Here is a 22,758-nt window from a genome sequence, read left to right as displayed (position 1 = left end):
CTGCCGCTGACGGTCAACGGCAAACTCGACACCCGCGCGCTGCCCGCGCCCGACTACGCCGATGCCGAGCACTACCGGGCCCCCGCCACCGCCGCTGAGGAGATCCTGGCCGGCATCTACGTCCAGGTGCTGGGCGTCGAACGCGTCGGTGCCGACGACTCGTTCTTCGACCTGGGCGGGGACTCGCTGTCGGCGATGCGTTTGATCGCCGCCGTCAACACCGGGCTGGACGCGGACCTCGCCGTGCACGAATTGTTCGACGCGCCAACGGTTGCGCAGCTGGCGTCGCGCCTCGACGGCGAGGCCCATCGCCGTGAGCCCTTGCGGGCGTGGCGGCGCCCGGCGATGATCCCGCTCTCGTTCACCCAGAACCGGCTGTGGGTTCTCGACCAGTTGCAGGGTTCCTCCGCGGTTTACAACATTCCGGTGGCCCTCGAGCTGCGCGGCCCGCTCGACGCCGACGCGCTCGGCGCAGCACTGGCCGACGTGGTGGCCCGGCACGAAACCTTGCGCACGATATTTCCCGCACTGGACGGGATACCGCAGCAACTCGTCATCTCCGCCGAGCGGGCGGCTTTCGGTTGGGAAGTCATCGATGCCACCGGATGGCCGCCGGCCCGACTCGACGAGGCTGTCGACGAGGCGGCGCGTCATCCCTTTGTCCTGGAGACCGACATCCCCCTGCGGGCAAAGCTTTTCCGTGTCACCGACGAGGTGCACGTGCTGGTGTGCGCGGTGCACCACATCGCCTTCGATGGGTGGTCGGTGGTGCCGATGATCCGCGACATCGGCGAGGCCTATGCCAGCCGATGCGACGGGCGAGCCCCGGGCTGGCCTGAATTGCCTCTGCAATACGTGGATTACACGCTGTGGCAGCGGGCGCAGTTCGGTGCGCTCGACGACGGCCACAGCCGGATCGCCGGCCAGCTGAAGTACTGGGAAGACGCCCTGGCCGACCTGCCCGAGCGCCTGGAATTACCGACGGATCGGCCCTATCCCTCGGTCGCAGATCAGCGTGGCGCCAAAGTGGCCGTGAACTGGCCGGCCGAGCTGCAGCGACGCATACGCGAAGTGGCCCGCGACTTCAACGCGACCGGTTTCATGGTGGTGCAGACCGCCCTGGCGGTACTGCTGTCTCGGCTCAGTGCGAGTTCCGATGTGGCCGTGGGATTTCCGATCGCCGGGCGTGGCGACCCCGGGCTCGATGACCTGGTGGGCTTCTTCGTCAACACGTTGGTGTTGCGGGTCGACGTGGCCGGCGACCCAACCGCCGCCGAGTTGCTGGCCCAAGTTCGCCGGCGCAGCCTGCTGGCCTTCGAGCATCAAGACGTGCCGTTCGAGGTGCTCGTCGAGCGGCTCAACCCCACCCGGTCGCTGAGCCATCATCCGCTGGTTCAGGTGGCGTTGGCGTGGCAGAACCTGCCCGGGCACGCCAGCGACCCCGCCGCCGCGCCGGCGTTGGGTGATGTGCAGGTTACCGAGCGTCCCCTGGACGCCCACAGTGCCCGCATGGACGTGACCTTCTCGCTGTCCGAACACTGGACCGACGACAATGCGCCCGACGGCATCCGAGGCGCGGTTGAATTCCGCACGGACGTGTTCGACCCCGACAGCATCACCACTCTTGTCGAGCGGTTCCAGCGCATCCTGGTGGCGATGACCGCCGATCCCCGGGCGCGGTTGTCGACGATCGATGTGTTGGAGGCTGACGAGCACGCCCGTCTGGACAAGACGGGTAACCGGGCAATCCTGACCCGGCCGGCGCCCGAGCCGGTCTCCATACCGGCCCTGTTTGCCGCCCACGCGACGCGCACCCCCGACGCGGTCGCGATCAGCGACGGGGGGCGCCGCTGCACCTACCGCGAATTGGACGCGGCATCAAACCGGTTGGCGCACTTCCTGACCAGGAACGGCGCAGGCCCCGGCGAGAGCGTGGCGCTGCTGTTCTCCCGCTCGGCCGAGGCCATCATCGCGATCTTGGCGGTGCTCAAGACCGGGGCGGCTTATCTGCCCCTTGACCCCGCGCTACCGGCGGGCCGGATCGATTTCATGCTCGCCGATGCCGCGCCGATCGCCGCGATCACCACCGCGGCCCTGCGCTCGCGGCTGGATGGGCACCAGTTGACCGTCCTCGACGTGGAAGACGTTGCCGTGGACACGCAACCAAGCACACCGCTGCCTGCGGCCGCCCCCGACGACATCGCGTATCTCATCTACACCTCAGGGACCACCGGTGTGCCGAAAGGTGTTGCCATCACTCATCACAACGTCACGCAGTTGCTGGCCTCATTGGATGCCTGCCTGCCGCCGACAGGCGTTTGGCCGCAGTGTCATTCCCTGGCCTTCGACGTCTCGGTGTGGGAGATCTTCGGCGCCCTGTTGCGTGGCGGGCAAGTGGTGGTGGTGAACGAAGATGTGACCACGTCACCGGCCGACTTCCACGATGCGCTGGTGACCGGGGAAGTCGATGTGCTCACCCAAACCCCCTCCGCGGTGGGTGTGTTGTCACCCGAAGGCCTGGAGTCGGCGGCTCTGGTGGTGGTCGGTGAGGCTTGCGCCCCCGAAGTGGTCGATCAATGGGCGCCCGGGCGAGTGATGATCAACGCCTACGGCCCGACCGAGACGACGATGTGTGTCGCGATCAGTGCGCCATTGACCGCCGGATCGGGGACGGTGCCCATCGGCGCCCCGGTGCCCGGGGCGGCGTTGTTCGTCCTCGACGAGTCGTTGCTTCAGGTACCGCCGGGGGTGGTCGGCGAGCTGTACATCGCCGGACGCGGCGTCGGCGTCGGTTATCTGCGCCGGGCGGGGCTGACCGCCGCCCGATTTGTGGCCTGCCCCTTCGGAAGCCCCGGGGCACGCATGTATCGCACCGGGGATCTGGTGCGGTGGGGCCGCGACGGGCAACTGCACTACCTCGGACGCGCCGACCAACAGGTCAAGATCCGCGGTTATCGCGTCGAACTCGGCGAAATCCAGATGGCGCTGGCCGCTCTCGACGGCGTCGACCACGCGGCCGTCGTCGCCCGCGAAGATCATCCCGGCGACAAACGACTGGTCGGCTATATCACCGGCACCGCCGAGCCGGTCGCCGTCCGTACCGCCCTGGCTGAGCGGCTGCCGGGCTACATGGTGCCCGCCGCCGTTGTCGCATTGGACGCGCTGCCCTTGACGGCCAACAAGAAGCTCGACACCCGCGCCCTTCCGGCACCCGACTATTCCAATGTCGATAACTACCGTCCCCCGACCGACGCCGTCGAGGAAATCCTTGCGGGCATCTACGCGCAAGTCCTGGGACTCGAGCGGGTAGGAGTCGACGACTCCTTCTTCGACCTCGGCGGCGACAGCATTTCGTCGATGCAAGTGGTCGCCCGCGCCCGCGCAGCCGGACTCGTGTGCCGCCCGCGCGACATCTTCGTCGAACAGACCGTTGCGCGACTGGCCCGCGTCGCCCACGTCACCGAGGGTCTGGAAGCCGCCGCGGATGAGGGCATCGGCCCCCTACCGGCCACCCCGATCATGCATTGGCTGCACGACATCGACGGCCCCGTGGATCAGTTCAACCAAACGATGGTGCTACAGGCGCCGCCCGGGGTCACCCAGGCTGACGCGGTGGTGGTCCTGCAAGCCCTGCTGGACCATCACGCCATGCTGCGGCTGCACGTCGCCGAGGGCGATGCCGGCGAGTGGACACTGACCGCGCGCGAGGCTGGTGCGGTGGATGCCGGCGGCTGCCTGTACGCCGTCGATGTGTTGACCGACGGTGCGGTGGCCGACGCCCGGGCGGGGCTGAGCCCCGCCGGCGGGAGAATGCTCAGCGCGCTGTGGGTGGCCGACACCGGCCAGCTGGCGCTGATCATCCACCATCTTGCCGTCGATGCGGTGTCCTGGCGAATCCTCTTGGAGGACATCAACATCGCCTGGGCTCAACACGTCGGTGGTCAGCTGGTCGCACTGCCCTCGGGCGGAACGTCCTTCCAGCGGTGGGCATCGCTGCTCGCCGAGCACGCCGACCAGCCCGCGGTTTTGGACCAGGCCGAGAGCTGGCAACGGGTGGCGGCGACGCAGGCCGCCCTGACACCACCCAAACCCGAGACTGATACCTACGCGAGCGCGGGGCATCTGACGGTTTCCCTGGACACCGAGACCACCCGCCTACTGCTCGGTGAGGTACCCGCGGCCTTTCACGCCGGCATCCAAGACATCCTGTTGATCGCCTTCGGCTTGGCCTGGACCGAGTTTTCGGGCTCGGAGGGTGGCGGGCCTATCGGAATCGATGTCGAGGGCCATGGCCGTTACGAGGACCTCGCGCCTGATGTCGACCTGTCCCGCACCGTGGGCTGGTTCACCACCAAGTACCCGGTGGCGCTGGCAGTCGACGGGCTGCACTGGGCCCAGCTGGTGGCCGGTGACGCTGCGGTCGGCCCAATCGTCAAGCGGGCCAAGGAACAGCTTCGCGCCCTGCCCGACGCCATAACCTACGGCCTGCTGCGCTACCTCAACCGAGATGTCGTACTCCCCGAATCCGACCCGACGATCGGGTTCAATTACTTCGGGCGGCTCGGCGCGGCCGAGGACTCCGCCGAACTGTGGCAGATCAGCCGAGACGGTCTCGCGGTCTCCACCTCCGCCGCGGCGGTGCCCATGCCGCTGGCTCACACACTGGAACTCAACGCCAGCGCAGTCGACACGGCCACCGGCCCTCACCTGCATGCCGACTGGACCTGGGCCCCTTCGGCGCTCGATCACACCCAGGTCGCCCGGCTCAGCCAGCTGTGGTTCGACGCGCTGACCGGCATCTGTGTCCACGTCCAACGCGGGGGCGGCGGCATGACCCCCTCCGACGTCTTCCCCGCCCACCTCACCCAAAAGCAGATCGACGAGCTGCAGCAGCATCACCGAATCGCCGACATCCTGCCGCTCACCCCACTCCAGCAGGGATTGCTGTTCCACTCCGCCCGACAGAACAGCGACAACGACCTGTACGCAATGCAACTCGACATCACCGTCGCCGGCCCGCTCCACCCCGATCGCCTGCACGACGCCGTGGACGCCGTCATCGCCCGACACCCCCACCTGGCCGCCCGATTCTGCAGTCAATTCGACCAGCCGGTCCAAGTCATCCCCGCCGATCCGCAATCTATGTGGCAATTCCTCGAATTCGAGACCGATGTCGACGAGCAAGTCCGGCGGATATGCGCCGCGGAGCGCGCCGCGGTGTGCGACCTCAGGGGTTCGCCGGCTTTTCGCGTTGCTCTGCTCCGTACCGGGCCGGAACGGCATCGGGTCATCCTGACCAATCACCACATTGTGCTCGACGGCTGGTCGTTGCCGATCCTGCTGCAAGAGATCTTCGCCAGTTATTACGGCCAGCGACTGCCGGCCGCCGGGTCGTATCGCCGGTTCGTCACGTGGCTCGCCGAGCGAGACCTGGCCGACGCCCAGGCGGCCTGGCGTGACGTGCTGGCCGGTTTCGACATTCCCACACTCGTCGGACCGCCGGGCCGGTCAAAGCTGGGACCGCGAGGCATTGCCTCGGCCCGGGTTCCGGAGGCCACCACCCAGGCCGTGAACGAGCTGGCCCGGTCCTGTCGCACCACAGTGAACACGGTGCTTCAGGGCGCCTGGGCGCAGGTGCTGATGTCGATGACCGGCCGGCGCGACGTCGTCTTCGGCGCGGCGGTCTCGGGACGGCCCACCGAGGTGGCCGATGCGGAATCCATTGTGGGACTGATGATCAACACGGTTCCGGTGCGGGCCACCATCAGACCGGAGACCACTATCGCCGACCTGCTCGACCAGCTCCAGAGTGCCCACAACCACACCCTCGACCACCAACATCTGGCGCTCAACGAAATTCACCGCATCACCGGGCACGACCAGCTGTTCGACACGCTGTTTGTGTTTGAGAACTACCCCATCGACACCACCGCGCTGTTGAACAACAACGGATTGGCCATCACCGAATTCGCCGGCACCGAATCCAGCCATTACCCGCTGACGATGCAGGCCCGGCCCGACCGCGAATTGAACCTTCGCGTCGAATACGACAGCCACGTGTTCGATGCGGCCGCCATCGAATCATTGATCGAGCGCTTCCAGCGGGCGTTGGTGGCGATGACCACCGATCTGGGCGGCCAATCGTGACCACCAATCCAACACGGCGGCTGTTGTCCATCGATCTCCTCAACGAGTCTGAGCACGCACACCTGGATGAGTGGAGCAACCGCGCGATATTGGCCAAGCCCTCGGCGCCGGTGTCGATTCCGGCGCTGTTCTCCGCCCAGGTGGAGCGCGCGCCCGAGGCGGTGGCGGTCACCTTCGAGGGCCGCTCAATGACGTACGGCGAACTCGACCAGGCGTCGAACCGGCTGGCGCACTTGCTGGTTGGATATGGCGCCGGCCCGGGTGCGTGCGTGGCAGTGCTGTTCCCCCGGTCCGCCGAGGCGATTGTGGCGATCCTGGCGATACTCAAAACCGGTGCGGCGTATCTGCCGATCGATCCGGTGGTGCCCGCCTCCCGCATCGAATTCATGGTCGCCGACGCCGCACCCATGGCGGCGGTCACCACCGCAGCGCAGGCCGGGCGGCTGCACGGATGTGAGCTGGCCGTCGTCGAGATCGACGACCCAGCCATCGACACCCAACCGGGCACCCCGCTGCCGGCCCCGGCCCCGGACGACATCGCCCACATCATCTACACATCGGGCACCACCGGTGTCCCGAAAGGCGTTGCGGTTAACCACCACAACGTCACCCGGCTGTTCGACTCACTCGACGTCGGGCTGGAACTGACTCCGGCACAAGTGTGGAGCCAGTGCCACTCTTACGCGTTCGACTTCTCGGTGTGGGAGATCTGGGGCGCGCTGCTGTTCGGCGGGCGGCTGGTCGTGGTGCCCGAGGCGGTGGCCGGCGCACCGTCGGACTTCCACGCCCTGCTCGTCACCGAACACGTCACCGTCTTGAGCCAGACCCCCTCAGCGGCAGCCGCCCTCTCCCCCGAGGGATTGGAGTCGGTGGCACTGATGGCCGCGGGTGAGGCCTGCCCCGCCGACCTGGTCGACCGCTGGGCACCCGGTCGCGTGATGATCAATGGCTACGGCCCAACCGAAACCACCGTCTACGCCACGATCAGCGCCCCGCTCAGCACCGATTCGACAGTGGTGCCCATCGGGACACCGGTACCGGGGGCGGCGCTGTTCGTCCTCGACGAGTTGCTGCACCCGGTGCCGCCCGGAGCGGTCGGCGAACTCTACGTCGCCGGCCAGGGCGTCGGGGTTGGGTATGTGCGCCGGGCCGGGCTGACCGCGTCACGGTTCGTTCCCTGTCCCTTCGGCGGAGCGGGGACGCGGATGTATCGCACCGGGGATCTGGTGCGGTGGGGCCCCGATGGGCAACTGCAGTATCTGGGTCGCGCCGACCAACAGGTCAAGATCCGTGGCTACCGCATCGAACTCGGTGAGATCCAGGCCGCCCTGAGGGCACTGGACGGCGTCGACCAGGCCGCGGTCATCGCGCGCGAAGACCGCCCCGGCGACAAACGGCTGGTCGGCTACATCACCGGGACCGCCGACCCGGCCACCGCGCGTGCCGCGCTGGCCGAGCGGTTGCCGAGCTACATGGTGCCCGCGGCGATCGTGATGTTGCCGGCACTCCCCTTGACGGTCAACGGGAAACTCGACACCCGCGCCCTGCCGGTGCCGGAATACCAAGATGCCGAACACTATCGCGCCCCGACCAACGCGGTCGAAGAGATCTTGGCCGGCATCTACGCACAAGTCCTCGGGCTCAATCGGGTCGGCGTCGACGACTCGTTTTTCGACCTGGGCGGGAATTCGGTGTCCGCGATGCGTCTGGTCGCCGCGATCAGCACCGCGCTGGACGCCGACCTCGACGTGCACACCTTGTTCGACTTTCCCACCATCGCCCAGCTGGCGCCCCGCATCGGCGACGAGGCAGGGCGGCGCAAGCCGTTGGTGGCTGTCGAGCGCCCGGCGGTGGTGCCGTTGTCTTTCGCCCAGAATCGGTTGTGGTTCCTCGACCAGTTGCTCGGCCCCTCAGCGGTTTACAACATGGCGGTGGCATTGCGGTTGTGCGGGCACCTTGATGTCGACGCGCTGGGTGCGGCGCTGGTCGACGTGATCGCACGCCATGAGAGCCTGCGCACGCTGATTGCCGCGCCCGACGGCATACCCCAGCAGCGGGTTGCGTCCGTCGAGCGGGCCGACTTGGGCTGGGAGATCGTCGACGCCGCCGCATGGTCGCCGGGCCGGCTGAGTGAGGCCATCGAGCACGCGGCACGACACACGTTTGACCTGGCAACCGAGATACCGCTGCGGGCAAGGCTTTTCCATGTCGCCGGCGATGAACACGTGTTGGTCGGCGTGGTCCACCACATCGCCGCCGACGGCTGGTCGATCACCCCGCTGTTGCGTGATCTGGCCATGGCGTATGCCAGCCGGAGCGCGGGGCGGCCTCCGGGCTGGGCTGAATTGCCGGTGCAGTACGTGGATTACACGTTGTGGCAACGCGAACGTTTCGGCGATCTCGACGACGGCAACAGCCCCATCGCCGGGCAGCTGGCCTACTGGCAGGATGCCCTGGCCGGGATGCCCGAATTCCTGCAGCTGCCAACCGATCGGCCCTATCCGCCGGTGGCCGATCTGCGCGGCTCCAAGGCCGACGTGGACTGGCCGGCGGAGCTTCAACAACGAGTGCGCCAACTCGCCGGTGAGCACAATGCGACCAGCTTCATGGTGGTTCAGACCGCCTTGACAGTGCTGCTGTCCGCGCTCAGCGCGAGTTCCGATGTGGCGGTGGGGTTCCCGATCGCCGGGCGTGGCGATCCCGCGCTCGACGAGTTGGTCGGGTTCTTCGTCAACACCCTGGTGTTGCGGGTCGATCTGGCCGGAGATCCCAGCTTCGGCGAACTGCTGGGCCAGGTGCGCCGGCGCAGCCTCGCCGCCTACGATCACCAAGACGTGCCCTTCGAGGTGCTGGTCGAGCGGCTCAACCCAACCCGGTCCTTGGCCCATCACCCCCTGGTCCAGGTGATGCTGTCCTGGCAGAACCTTTCCGGGCACGAAAACCACGACCCCGCCGCCGGATTGGCGTTGGGCGATGTGCGAGCCACCCAGGTGCCGGTGAACACCCACACCGCCCGCATGGACCTGTCGTTCTCCCTTGCCGAACGCTTCACCGAGGCGGGCGAGCCGGCCGGCATCGGCGGTGCGGTCGAATTCCGCAGCGACTTGTTCGACACGGCAACCGTCGCCGCACTCATCGAGCGGTTCGAACGCATGTTGGACGCGATGACCGCCGACCCGGACCAGCGGTTGTCGTCGCTGGACGTGCTGGATGCCGCCGAGCATGCCCGGTTGGACGAGCTCGGCAACCGGGCGGCCTTGACCGAGCCGACGCCCGCGCCCATGTCCGTTCCGGAGCTGTTCGCCGGCCACGTGGCCGGCGCGCCGCAGGCGGTCGCGATCCGCTGCGGCGGCCGTTCACTGACCTATCGGGAACTCGACGAGGCCGCCAACCGGTTGGCGCACCGGTTGACCGCAGACGGGGTGGGGCCGGGCTCGTGTGTGGCGCTCTTATTGGAGCGATCCGCGCAGGCGGTCGCGACGATGCTGGCGGTACTCAAGTCCGGGGCAACGTATCTGGCGATCGACCCTGCGCTGCCCGACGCCCGGATCGAGTTCATGATCGCCGATGCCGCGCCGGTCGCCGCTGTCACCACCGCGGGCCTGCGGTCGCGACTGGACGGGTACAACATGTCGGTCATCGACGCGGACGACCCGGCTGTGGACGGCCAACCCGGCACCGCGCCGCCGGCGCCCGACCCGGACGACATCGCCTACCTCATCTACACATCGGGCACTACCGGCGTCCCCAAAGGTGTTGCCATCAGCCATCGCAACCTGACCCACTTGGCGCAGTCAGGGCCCCCGGGCCTGCCCGGCGCCCAGGTCTGGACCCAATGCCACTCTTATGCCTTCGACTTCTCGGTGTGGGAAATCTGGGCCGCGCTGCTCGGCGGCGGGCGGCTGGTCGTCGTGCCCGACGAGGTGGCCGCCTCGCCGGAGGACTTCCACGCCCTGCTGGTCGACGAAGAGGTGAACGTGCTCACCCAGACCCCGTCCGCGGCGGCCGCGCTCGCACCGCAGGGGCTGGATTCGGTGGCGCTGCTGCTGGGTGGTGAGGCCGTCCCCGCCGAGGTGGTGGATCGCTGGGCACCCGGACGGGTGGTGATCAACGCCTACGGTCCGACCGAGGCGACGGTGTACGCGTCGATGAGCCGGCCGCTGGCAGCGGGGTCGGGGGCGGCGCCGATCGGCGGCCCGGTGGCCACCGCGGCGTTGTTCGTCCTCGACGAATGGCTGCGCCCCGCGCCGCCGGGGGTGGTCGGCGAGTTGTATGTGGCCGGCCGCGGCGTGGGGGTCGGGTATGCGCGCCGGGCCGGGTTGACCGCGTCACGATTTGTCCCCTGCCCCTTCGGCGAACCGGGGACACGGATGTATCGCACCGGCGACCTCGTGCGGTGGGGTCCCGACGGGCAGCTGCGCTACCTCGGACGCGCCGACGATCAGGTGAAGATCCGCGGGTACCGCATCGAACTCGGCGAGATCCAAACGGCGCTGGCCGGGCTGGACGGTGTGGAGCAGGCGGTGGTGATCGCCCGCGAGGACCGTCCCGGCGACAAACGCCTGGTCGGCTACATCACCGGAACGGCGGGCCCCGCCGAGGCGCGCGCCCAGCTGGCTCAGCGGCTCCCGGCCTATATGGTTCCCGCCGCGGTGGTTCGCGTCGACGCACTGCCGTTGACGGTCAACAACAAACTCGACACTCGCGCCCTGCCGGCACCGGGGTACGGGGACGTCGATCATTACCGCGCGCCGACCAACGCGGTCGAGGAGGTCCTGGCCGGCATCTACGCCCAGGTGCTCGGGCTAAAGCGGGTGGGGGTTGATGAGTCGTTCTTCGACCTGGGCGGGGACAGCATCTTGTCGATGCAGGTGGTGGCCCAGGCGCGGGCGGCCGGGCTGACGTGTCGGCCGCGCGACATCTTCGTCGAGCAGACCGTGGCCCGGCTGGCCCGGGTGGCCGCGGTGGCCGGCGTCGAAGCCGTTCCGGTCGATGAGGGCGTCGGGCCGGTGCCGGCCACCCCGATCATGCGCTGGCTTTACACCGTGGCCGGGCCGATCGACCAGTTCAACCAGACGATGGTGGTCCAGGCACCCGCCGGGGTCACCGAGGCCGACGTGGTGATCGTTCTTCAGGCGTTGCTGGACCGGCACGCCATGCTGCGGCTACGCGCCGGCACCGACGATGCCGGCGACCTGTCGCTCCACGTGCCCGAGCCGGGTTCGGCCGACTCCGACGCTTGCCTGCAGATCGTCGACGCGCTCTCCGACGAGGCGCTGGCAGACACCCGGTCACGGTTGAACCCGGCTGACGGGGCAATGGTCCGCGCACTATGGGCGACCGCCACCGGCCAGTTGGCGCTGGTCATTCACCACCTGGCCATCGACGCGGTGTCCTGGCGAATCCTGTTGGAGGACTTGAACATCGCGTGGGGTCAGCATCGCAGCGGGCAACCGATCGCGCTGCCGGCGGCCGGGACATCGTTTGCCCGCTGGGCCGCACTGCTCGACGAGCGCGCCCACGCCCCCGCAGTCGTCAACCAGGCCGACCGCTGGCGAAAGGTGTTGGCGCTCCCGGCCGCGCTGCCGCCGGTACAACCCGAGGTGGATACCTATGCCGGCGCCGGGCACCTGACGGCAAGACTGGATGCCGAGACGACCCGCCTGCTGCTGGGCGAGGTGCCCGCGGCGTTTCACACCGGCATCACCGACATCCTGCTGATCGCCTTCGGCATGGCCTGGGCCGAATACTTCGGCGCCGACGGTGGCGCACCCATCGGCATCGACGTTGAAGGCCACGGGCGCCACGACGACCTGTTCCCCGACGTCGACCTGTCGCGCGCGGTGGGCTGGTTCACCACCAAATACCCGGTCTCCCTGGCGGCCGCGGGGCTGCGCTGGGCTCAGGTCGTGGGCGGTGACTCGGCCCTGGGTGCCGTGATCAAAGACGCCAAAGAACAGCTCCGCGCCCTGCCCGACGGCCTGACCTTCGGGCTGCTGCGTTACCTCAACGCCGACATCGACATGCCCGGTTCAGATCCGGCGATCGGGTTCAACTATTTGGGCCGGATGGGCGCGGGCGCCGCCGACCTCCCTGACGAGCTGTGGCGCGTCAGCCAGGACGGCCTGTCGGTCGCCGCCGCGACCACCGTGCCGATGCCCTTGGGACACACCGTTGAAGTCAACGCCGTCGCCTTGGAAGACGATGACACCGGCGCCGGGCCACACCTGCACGCGACCTGGACGTGGGCCCCTTCGGCACTCGACCACGGCCAGGTCAGCCGGCTCAGCCGGCTGTGGTTCGACGCCCTGGCCGGCATCTGCGCGCACGTCCAACGCGGCGGCGGCGGACTCACGCCCTCCGATATCGTCCCCGCCCGACTCAGCCAACCGCAGATCGACGAGCTGCAGCAGCGGTACCGGATCGCCGATGTCTTGCCGTTGACTCCCCTGCAGCAGGGACTGCACTTTCACGCCGGCGCCACCGGCGGCTGCGACGACCTGTACGCGATGCAGCTGGACATCACCGTCACCGGCCCGCTGGATCCGCATCGCCTGCACGATGCCGTACACGCGGTCATCAACCGCCACCCCAACCTGGCCGCCCGGTTCTGCGACGAATTCGACGCACCGGTGCAAATCATTCCGGCCGACCCCACGCCGGCGTTTCAGTTTTTCGAACTGGGCTCCGAGGAGCAGGTCCAGCAGGTGTGTGCCGCCGAACGCGCCGCGGTCTGCGACCTCGCCCAGCCGCCGGCTTTTCGGGTGGCTTTGATCCGCACCGCCGAAGGCCGGCACCGGGTCGTCCTGACCAATCACCACATCGTGCTCGACGGCTGGTCCCTGCCGATCCTGTTGGGGGAGATCTTCGCCGGCTACTACGGACAGCGACTCCCCGCGGCCACGCCGTATCGCCGGTTCGTCGGCTGGCTGGCCGATCGGGACCTGGAGGCCGCCCGCGCGGCCTGGCGCGATGTGCTGGCCGGCTTCGATACCCCCACCTTGGTGGCTCCACCTCGCCGATCGGGGCTCGGGCGGCGCGGCGTGACCGCGTCGCGGTTGCCCGGGGAGACCACCCGGGCACTGACCGACCTGGCGCGCTCGTGTCACACCACCGTCAACACCGTGCTGCAGGCGGCGTGGGCGCAGCTGCTGATGGGGCTGACCGGCCACCATGACGTCACCTTCGGCACCGCGGTATCCGGCCGGCCGACCGACGTGCCCGGCGCGGAAACGATGGTCGGTCTGTTGATCAACACGGTGCCGGTGCGCGCGACCATCACCCCGGCCACCAGCACCGTCGACCTGCTCGACCAACTGCGCAACGACCACAACCACACGCTCGAACACCAACACCTGGCGCTTACCGAGATCCACCGCGCCACCGGCCACGACCAACTCTTCGACACCCTGTTCGTCTACGAGAACTACCCGATCGACACCGCCGCGTCGTTGGATGTCCGCGAGCTGGCCATCACCGACGTCGCCACCCGCGAATCCACCCACTACCCGCTGACGCTGCAGGCCATGCCGGGCGACCAATTGGGCCTGCGCATCGAATTCGACACCGACGTCTTCGACGCCGCCGGCATCGAAGCGCTGAGCGCGCGGTTGCGGCGGGTGCTGGTGGCCATGACCGCCGATCCGACGGCTCGGTTGTCGTCGACGGATTTGCTCGATGCCGACGAACACGCGCTCCTCGATGAGATCGGCAACCGCGCGGTATTGACACAGCCCGCGACGCCGGTGTCGATTCCGGGCCTGTTCGCCGCGCAGGCGGCGCGCACACCCGAGGCGGTGGCGGTCACCTTCGACGGCCGCGAGATGACGTACCGCGATCTTGATCTGGCGTCAAACCGCCTGGCGCACTTGCTGATCGAACACGGTGTAGGACCCGGCCAGTGTGTGGCGCTGCTGTTCAACCGGTGCGCCGACGCGATCATCGCGATCCTGGCAACGCTGAAGGCAGGCGGGGCCTATTTGCCGATCGACCCGGCGCACCCGCCGGCCCGGATCCAGTTCATGATGGCGGACGCCGCGCCGATCGCCGCGGTCACCACCACCGGGCTGGCCGACCGGCTGCGCGGGTACGACGTGCCGGCCATCGCCACCGACGACCCCGCCGTTGATGCCCGCCCAGACACGGGCCTCCCGCCGCCGGGCCCCGATGACGTCGCCCACATCATCTACACCTCGGGCACCACAGGTGTCCCCAAGGGCGTCGCCGTCACCCACCACAACGTCACCCGGCTGTTCGACTCACTCGCCGTCGGCGTGGAGCCGGGGCCGGAAAAGGTGTGGACGCAGTGCCACTCCTACGCCTTCGACTACTCGGTGTGGGAGATCTGGGGCGCCTTGCTGCACGGCGGCCGCCTGGTCGTGGTGCCCGAGGCGGTGGCGGCCGCACCGGACGACTTCCACGCCTTGCTCGTGGCTGAAAGGGTCAGCGTCTTGAGCCAGACCCCGTCGGCCGTGGCGACGCTCTCACCCGAGGGTCTGGGGCCGGCGGCGTTGATGGTCGCCGCCGAGGCCTGCCCGGGCGACGTGGTGGATCGGTGGGCGCCCGGGCGGGTGATGATCAACGGCTACGGCCCGACCGAGACCACGGTTTACGCCGCGATCAGCGCCCCGCTGATGGCGGGGTCGGCGGTGGTGCCCATCGGTGCACCGGTGCCAGGGGCGGCCCTGTTCGTGCTGGACGGCTGGCTGCGGGCGGTGCCGTTCGGCATGGTCGGGGAGTTGTACGTGGCCGGCCGCGGCGTCGGGTGTGGCTATCTGCGCCGGGCCGGGCTGACCGCGTCGCGGTTTGTGGCCTGTCCGTTCGGGGAGCCCGGAACACGCATGTACCGCACCGGGGATCTGGTGCGGTGGGGCGCCGACGGGCAGCTGCAGTATCTCGGCCGCGCCGATGAGCAGGTCAAGATCCGCGGATACCGCATCGAACTCGGTGAGATTCAGGCGGCACTGGCCGCGCTGGACGGGGTGGAGCAGGCGGCGGTGATCGCCCGCGAGGACCGCCCGGGCGACAAACGATTGGTGGGCTACCTCACCGAGTCCGTCCCCGGGGCGGTGGACCCAGCCGCGATCCGTGCCCGGCTCGCCGAACGGCTACCGGCCTACATGGTCCCCGCCGCGGTGATGGTGGTTCGGGCACTGCCCCGCACGGTCAACGGCAAGCTCGACAGGCGCGCCCTGCCGGCACCCGAATACCGGGCCGGCCCTTACCGGGCGCCCGCCGATGTGGTTGAAGAGGTGCTGGCCGGTGTGTACGCCCAGACCCTGGGCCTGGAGCGGGTCGGGGTCGACGAGTCGTTCTTCGACCTGGGCGGCGATTCGCTGTCGGCGATGCGCCTGGTCACCGCGATCAACAAGATCCTGGATACCAACCTGGCGGTGCGCACGATCTTCGACGCGCCGTCGGTCAGAAGCCTGAGCCAGCTGTTGGGTAGGGACGGCAGGCTGCTGGAAGCAGCCCCGGCCGTGAGCCCGGCCAGCGATCGGTGCTTCGCGTCCGTGCACGGCGGCGATACCGCCGAGCTGCGCGCCGGCGATCTCACGCTGGACAAGTTCATCGACGCCCCGACGCTGTCGGGCGCCCCCGGCCTGCCCCGGGCCACGACCGAGCCGCGGACCGTCCTGCTCACCGGGGCCACCGGTTTCCTCGGCCGCTACCTGGTCCTGCAATGGCTTGAGCGAATGCAACTCGTCGACGGCACCCTGATCTGCCTGGTGCGCGCGAAATCCGCCGACGATGCGCGACGCCGGCTGGACAAGACCTTCGACAGCGGCGACCCGAAGCTCTTGCGCCACTACCAGGAACTGGCCGCCGATCATCTCGAGGTCATCGCCGGCGACAAGGGCGAAGCCAACCTCGGCCTGGACCGGCAGACCTGGCAGCGGCTGGCCGACACCGTCGATCTGATCGTCGATCCCGCCGCCCTGGTCAATGCGGTCCTGTCGTACCGAGAGCTGTTCGGGCCGAACGTCATGGGCACCGCCGAGCTGATCCGGATCGCACTCACCACCAAGATCAAGCCCTACGCCTACGTGTCGACTTCGGACGTCGGCCGCCAGATCGAGCGGTCGCTGTTCACCGAGGACGCCGACATCCGGGTCATCAGCCCGATCCGCACCGTGGACGGGAGTCTGGCCAACGGCTACGGCAACAGCAAGTGGGCCGGCGAGGTGCTGCTGCGGGAAGCGCACGACCTGTGCGGGGTGCCGGTCTCGGTCTTCCGCTCCGGCATGATCCTGGCCGACACCACCTACGCGGGGCAGCTCAACCTGCCGGACACCGTGACCCGCATGATGCTGAGCATCCTGGCCACCGGCGTCGCGCCCGCCTCGTTCTTCCAGCTCGACCCCGACGGCAATCGGCAACGCGCACACTTCGACGGGCTGCCCGTCGGCTTTATCGCCGAGGCGATCGCCACGCTGGGCGCCCAGGCCGGCCGGGATTCATCGAGTGGCTTCCAGACCTACCACGTGATGAACCCGCACGACGACGGCATCGGGCCCGATGAGTACGTCGACTGGCTGATCGAGGCGGGCCATCCCATCCAGCGGATCGGCGACTTCGGGGAGTGGTTGCAGCGGTTCGAGGCCGCCCTGCGTACCCTGCCGGATCGACAGCGCCGGCACTCGGTGCTGCAGATGTTGCTGTTGCGCAACGCTACTCAGCTGCATCCCCCCGAGCCGAGCCGCGGGTCCTACGCGCCGACCGACCGGTTCCGCGCCGCGGTCCAAAACGCGAAGATCGGCCCCGACAAGGACATCGCGGACATTCCGCACGTGACGGCGCCGATCATCATCAAGTACGCCACCGACCTGCAACTGCTCGGACTGCTGGGTGCGGACCGGGTCGGAGCCGACGACTCGCGCCGAGATGCGGGTCGGCGTAAGCCGTTGGTGGCCGGTCCGCGGCCCGCAGTGGTCCCGCTGTCGTTCGCCCAAAGCCGGCTGTGGTTCCTCAACCGCTTCGAGGGCGGGGTTGCGACCTACAACATGCCGATCGCTTTTCGGATGAGCGGGCCCCTGAACGTCGCGGCGTTGGAATCGGCCCTCGACGATGTCGTCGCCCGCCACGAATCGCTGCGCACCATATTTCCCGACATCGACGGTGTGCCGTTTCAGCAGGTGATGCCGGCCAAGGCGGGCATGTGGCGAGGCGGGGACCCGGCTGTCACGTTTTTGCCGGAGCAGGATGTCGCCGCCCACGTGATCGCGCTGGCGGGTTATCGGTTCGATTTGTCCGCGGAGATCCCGGTCCGTGCGCAGATCTATTCCGTCGGGCCCGAGCGGCATGTGGTGACAATCGTGTTGCACCACATCGCTTTTGACGGATGGTCGTTCGCGCCGATGGTCAGGGACATCGCCGAGGCGTACCGGGCGCGGGCGCGGGCGGAGGCGCCGCGGTGGGCACCGTTGCCGGTGCAGTATGCGGATTACACGCTTTGGCAATCGGAGTTGTTGGGCGCTGAGTCCGATCCGGATAGCGTCATCGCGGGCCAGTTGCGGTACTGGCGGCAAGAACTGGCCGATCTGCCGGTAGTGGCGTCGCTGCCGACGGATCGGTCCCGTTCGCCGGAGCCCAGTTTCCGCGGTGATGCGATCGACGTGGCCATCGACCCGCAAATCTGGGCGGGCGTTAAAGGCGTTGCGGCAGAGCATAATACGACGGCATCGATGGTGCTCCAAGCGGTGGTGGCGGTGCTGTTGCACCGAGTCGGCGTCGGTGAGGACGTGGTGATGGGCACGCCGATTGCCGGACGGTTGGATCAGGCGCTCGACGATCTGGTCGGGTTCTTCGTCAACACCTGGGTGTTGCGGGTGGGGATCACTTCTGCGCACCGGTTCAGCGATGTGCTCCAGCAGGTGCGCCACAAGGCGCTGGATGCCTACGGCAATCAGGATGTCCCGTTCGAGCGGCTGGTCGAGCAGCTGAATCCCGCGCGATCCACGGCACACCATCCACTGTTTCAGGTGTTCATGGCCTTCCAGAACAATGTGCGCCCCGAGGTGTTGTCGTTCGACGAGCTCAGTGTCGAGCCGCTGACGGCGGCGACGGGCACCGCCAAATTCGACCTGGAATTCGAGTTCAGCGAAGTGCCGACCGACGATCCGGCGGCGCCGATGGCCACCGGTGTGGTGACGTATGCCACCGATCTGTTCGACCGGGCCACCGTCGAGCGGTTGGTCGCCTGGCTTGGACGCCTGATCGAGGCGGTGGTGGCGGATGCGTCGGTGGTGGTGGGGGACGTCCCGCTGCTCGATCGCCGCGAGCGGGACTTGATGCTGTCGCAGTGGTCTGGCGCCGGCGTGGGAACGCCCGTGGAGGTGGCGCCGGAGTTGTTGGCCGCGGCGGTGGCTGCCCGCCCCGACGCGGTGGCGGTGGTGGACGGCGCCCGGGAGGTGTCGTATCGAGAGCTGGATGAATGGTCGACGCGGTTGGCGCGGATGCTGATCGAGGCCGGGGTGGGTCCCGAGCATGCCGTGGGCGTGGCGATGGATCGGTGTCTGGAGTTGGTGGTGGCCTGGTGGGCGGTGGTCAAGGCCGGCGGGGCTTATGTGCCGGTGGATCGGGCCTATCCGGTCGAACGGGTCGCCACGATGCTGGACACGGTCTACGCGGGGTGGGTGTTGACGTGTGGCGCCGACACCGTGCCCGGGGCCGGGGCGCGCCCGGTGCTGCGCGTCGACGGGCTGGACCTGAGCGGGCGCTGCGCGGACACGATCACCGACGCCGAGCGGCTGACGCCGTTGGGGGTGGGCAACACCGCGTACGTGATGTTCACGTCGGGGTCCACCGGTGCCCCCAAAGGGGTCGCCGTCAGCCACGCCGGTCTGCTGGCGGCGGCACTCGGCGAGGGCGTCGGGTTAGGAGCGGATTCGCGGCTGCTGATGGTGGCCTCGCCGACCTTCGATGTTTCGGTCGGCGAGTTGTTGGCGGCGGTGAGGTCGCGGGCGGCGCTGGTGGTGGCGGGCAGGGACGCCTACGCGGGGGAGGCGTTGACCACGTTGCTGCAACGCCAGCAGGTCAATGCGGCGGTATTCACCCCGACGGTGTTGTCGTCGCTGGATCCGAACCGGCTGCAGGGCGTGGACACGCTGATCACCATCGGGGAGGCCCTGCCGGCCGAGTTGGCGGCCTCCTGGGCGCCGGGCCGGCGGATGTTCAACACCTACGGCCCCACCGAGACCACGATCTGGGTCACCTGCACTGCGCCGCTGTCGGCGGGGCAGCCGGTGGGCATCGGCGCCCCGCTGCCCGGAGCGTGCGCGGTGGTTCTCGACGCCCGGCTGAACCCGGTGCCCAGGGGAGTGGTCGGCGAGTTGTATGTGAGCGGGCCGGTGCTCGCGCACGGCTATTTGGGCCGGGTCGACCTGACCGCGGAACGGTTCGTCGCGAATCCCTATGGCGCTGCCGGCGCGCGGATGTACCGCACCGGTGATCTGGTGCGCTGGACGCGGGACGGAACCCTGGACTACCTGGGCCGCGCCGATACCCAGATCAAATTGCGCGGACAGCGCATCGAACTGGGCGAAATCGAAAACACCCTGCTGTCGTGCCCGCAGGTCACCCAGGCGGCCGCAACCGTGCACCACACCAAGACCGGAGCGCACCTCGTCGCCTACCTCACCCTCGAGCGCAGCGCCGGAACCGACCATGACGCCGAAACCGTCGAAGGGTGGCAGCACGTCTGGGACGAGCTGTACGGCACCCAGGTCGGGGAGTCGGCGTTCGGCATGGATTTTCGGAGTTGGAACAGCAGCTACACCGGGGATCCGATTCCGCTCGAGGAGATGGTGGAGTGGCGCTCGGCAACGGTGGATCGGATCGTCGCCCTGCGGCCGCGAAGAGTGTTGGAGATCGGCGCGGGCTCAGGGTTGGTGCTGTCGCAGATCGCCCCGCACTGTGAGCACTACGTCGCCACCGACATCTCGCCGGCGGCCATCGAATACCTGGCCCGCTCGCTGGAGAGGTTGCAGATCCCTTGGCGCGACCGGGTCCAGCTGCTGACCCAACCCGCCCATGTGGTCGAGGGGCTGCCGCCCGGCTACTTCGACACCGTCGTTCTCAACTCGGTCATCCAGTACTTCCCCAATCGGCAATACCTGGCCGAGGTCATCGACAACGCCATGGATCTACTGGCCCCCGGCGGGGTCCTCTTCCTCGGCGACGTCCGCAACCACACCCTGCAAGCCGCCTTCCAAACCGCGGTCGCGCTGGCCCGCACCGACAGCACAGACACCACCGAGATCCGCCAGTGGGTTCAGCGCGCCATGCTCAGCGAATCCGAATTGCTCTTAGCCCCGGAGTTTTTCCTTACCTGGGCCGCCGACCGCCCATCAGTGGCCGGGCTCGACATCGAAGTCAAACGCGGGCTCGCCGACAACGAAGTGAACCGGTACCGCTACGACGTTGTCATCCATAAAACACCGACGCCGGCACGCTCGCTCGCGACGGTGCCCACCTGGACGTGGGCCCAATGCGCGGGGCTGGACGGGTTGCGCACCCAGTTGATGACGCAACGTCCCGCCACGATCCGCGTCGCCGAAATCCCCCATACGGGAGTGATCGCCGACGTCCACGTCGAACAGGCCCTCGCGGCCGGGCTACCGCTGGCCGACGCGCTCGCCCGAGCCACGGCGACCCCCGATACCGCCACTCCCGAACAGTTGCACCGCGCCGGCGAAGCCGCCGGATATCACGTCGCGGTGACCTGGGGCGCCCAACCCGGCACCCTCGACGCCGTCTTCATCGGCCCCGAACCGCACCGCCGGCACGCCCCACCGGTGACCGATCTCTACCCGCCAGACACCCGGGCCCGCCGGAGTACCCCCCATGCCAACGAACCCCGCACCAACACCAAGGTCGGTGCGGTGCGTCAGCGTCTGAGCGCACGGTTGCCCGACTACATGGTGCCGTCTCAGATCGTCGTGCTCGAGCGATTCCCGTTGACCTCCTCGGGCAAGATCGACCGAAAGGCGCTGCCCGCGCCGGTGTTTGCCGCCACACCCTTCCAGGCGCCGCGCACCCCGACGGAGAAGATCGTGGCCGGCGTCTACGCCCAGGTCCTGGGGCTCGAGCGGGTCGGGGTCGATGAGTCGTTCTTCGACCTGGGCGGCGATTCGCTGTCGGCGATGCGCCTGATCGACTCGATCAACAAAGCCCTGGACACCGACGTGGCGGTGCGCACGGTTTTCGACGCCCCGTCCGTCAGAAGCCTGAGCGAGCGGTTGGATCGACATGACAGTCCGGCCAGCGACCTGCTCTTTGCTGCCGTGCACGGAAGTGACAGCACCGAGGTGCGCGCCAGCGATCTGAGGCTGGACAAGTTCATCGACGCCCCGACGCTGTCGGCGGCCCCGAGCCTGCCCCGGGCCACAGCCGAGCCGCGGACCGTCCTGCTCACCGGGGCCACCGGTTTCCTCGGCCGCTACCTGGCTCTGCAATGGCTCGAGCGAATGCAACTCGTCGACGGCACCCTGATCTGCCTGGTGCGCGCGAAATCCGCCGACGATGCGCGACGCCGGCTGGACAAGACCTTCGACAGCGGCGACCCGAAGCTGTTGCGCCACTACCAGGAACTGGCCGCCGATCATCTCGAGGTCATCGCCGGCGACAAGGGCGAAGCCAACCTCGGCCTGGACCGGCAGACCTGGCAGCGGCTGGCCGACACCGTCGATTTGATCGTCGATCCCGCCGCGCTGGTCAACACCGTGTTGCCCTACCGCGAATTCTTCGGGCCGAACGTCATGGGCACCGCCGAGCTGATCCGGATCGCACTCACCACCAAGATCAAGCCCTACGCCTACGTGTCGACGAGCGCCGTGGGCTATCAGATCGAGCGGTCGCTGTTCACCGAGGACGCCGACATCCGGGTCATCAGCCCCACCCGCGGAATCGACCACAGCTACGGCAACGGATACCCCAACAGCAAGTGGGCCGGCGAGGTGCTGCTGCGCGAGGCCCACGACCTGTGCGGCCTGCCGGTCTCGGTATTTCGTTGCGACGTCATCCTGGCCGACACCGCGTATGCGGGCCAGCTCAATCTGCCGGACGTCTTCACCCGGACGGCGTTGAGCATCCTGGCCACCGGCATCGCGCCCGCGTCGTTCTTCCAGCTCGATGCCGACGGCAATCGGCAACGCGCACACTTCGACGGGCTGCCGGTCGGTTTCGTCGCCGAGGCGATCGCCACGCTGGGCGCCCGGGCGGTCGACGGATTTCAGACCTACCACGTGATGAACCCGCACGACGACGGCATCGCACTCGATGAGTACGTCGACTGGCTGATCGAGGCGGGCCATCCCATCCAGCGGATCGCCGACTTCGGGGAGTGGTTGCAGCGGTTCGAGGCCGCCCTGCGTGCCCTGCCGGATCGGCAGCGCCGGCACTCGGTCCAGGACGTGTTGCAGTTCGTGTTGCACGCGGCCGAGCAGTTGCAGCCCCCGGAGCCGAGCCGCGGGTCCTACGCGCCGACCGACCGGTTCCGCACCGCGGTCCGGGAAGCGAAAATCGGCCCCGACCATGACATTCCGCACGTAACGGCGCCGATCATCAGCCAGTACGCCACCGACCTGCGACTGCTCGGACTCCTCTAGCGCG

1 protein-coding gene and 1 pseudogene are annotated in these 22,758 nt (G+C 68.5%); both read left to right on the top strand.

What is annotated here, in order from left to right; translation table 11 throughout:
- A pseudogene (locus A5758_RS26575) lies at positions 1-16,994 on the top strand (amino acid adenylation domain-containing protein); the annotation flags it as partial.
- Positions 16,995-17,054: 60 nt separating this feature from the next.
- Positions 17,055-22,754, top strand: coding sequence for an amino acid adenylation domain-containing protein (locus tag A5758_RS26570; protein ID WP_369816457.1), 5,700 nt, complete (start codon positions 17,055-17,057; stop codon positions 22,752-22,754).
- Positions 22,755-22,758 lie beyond the last annotated feature (4 nt).

Source organism: Mycobacterium sp. 852014-50255_SCH5639931 (assembly GCF_001665605.1).
GTDB lineage: Bacteria > Actinomycetota > Actinomycetes > Mycobacteriales > Mycobacteriaceae > Mycobacterium > Mycobacterium paraffinicum.
The sequence above is the reverse complement of the archived record's forward strand: the minus strand, read 5'-3'. Positions and strand labels throughout refer to the sequence as shown.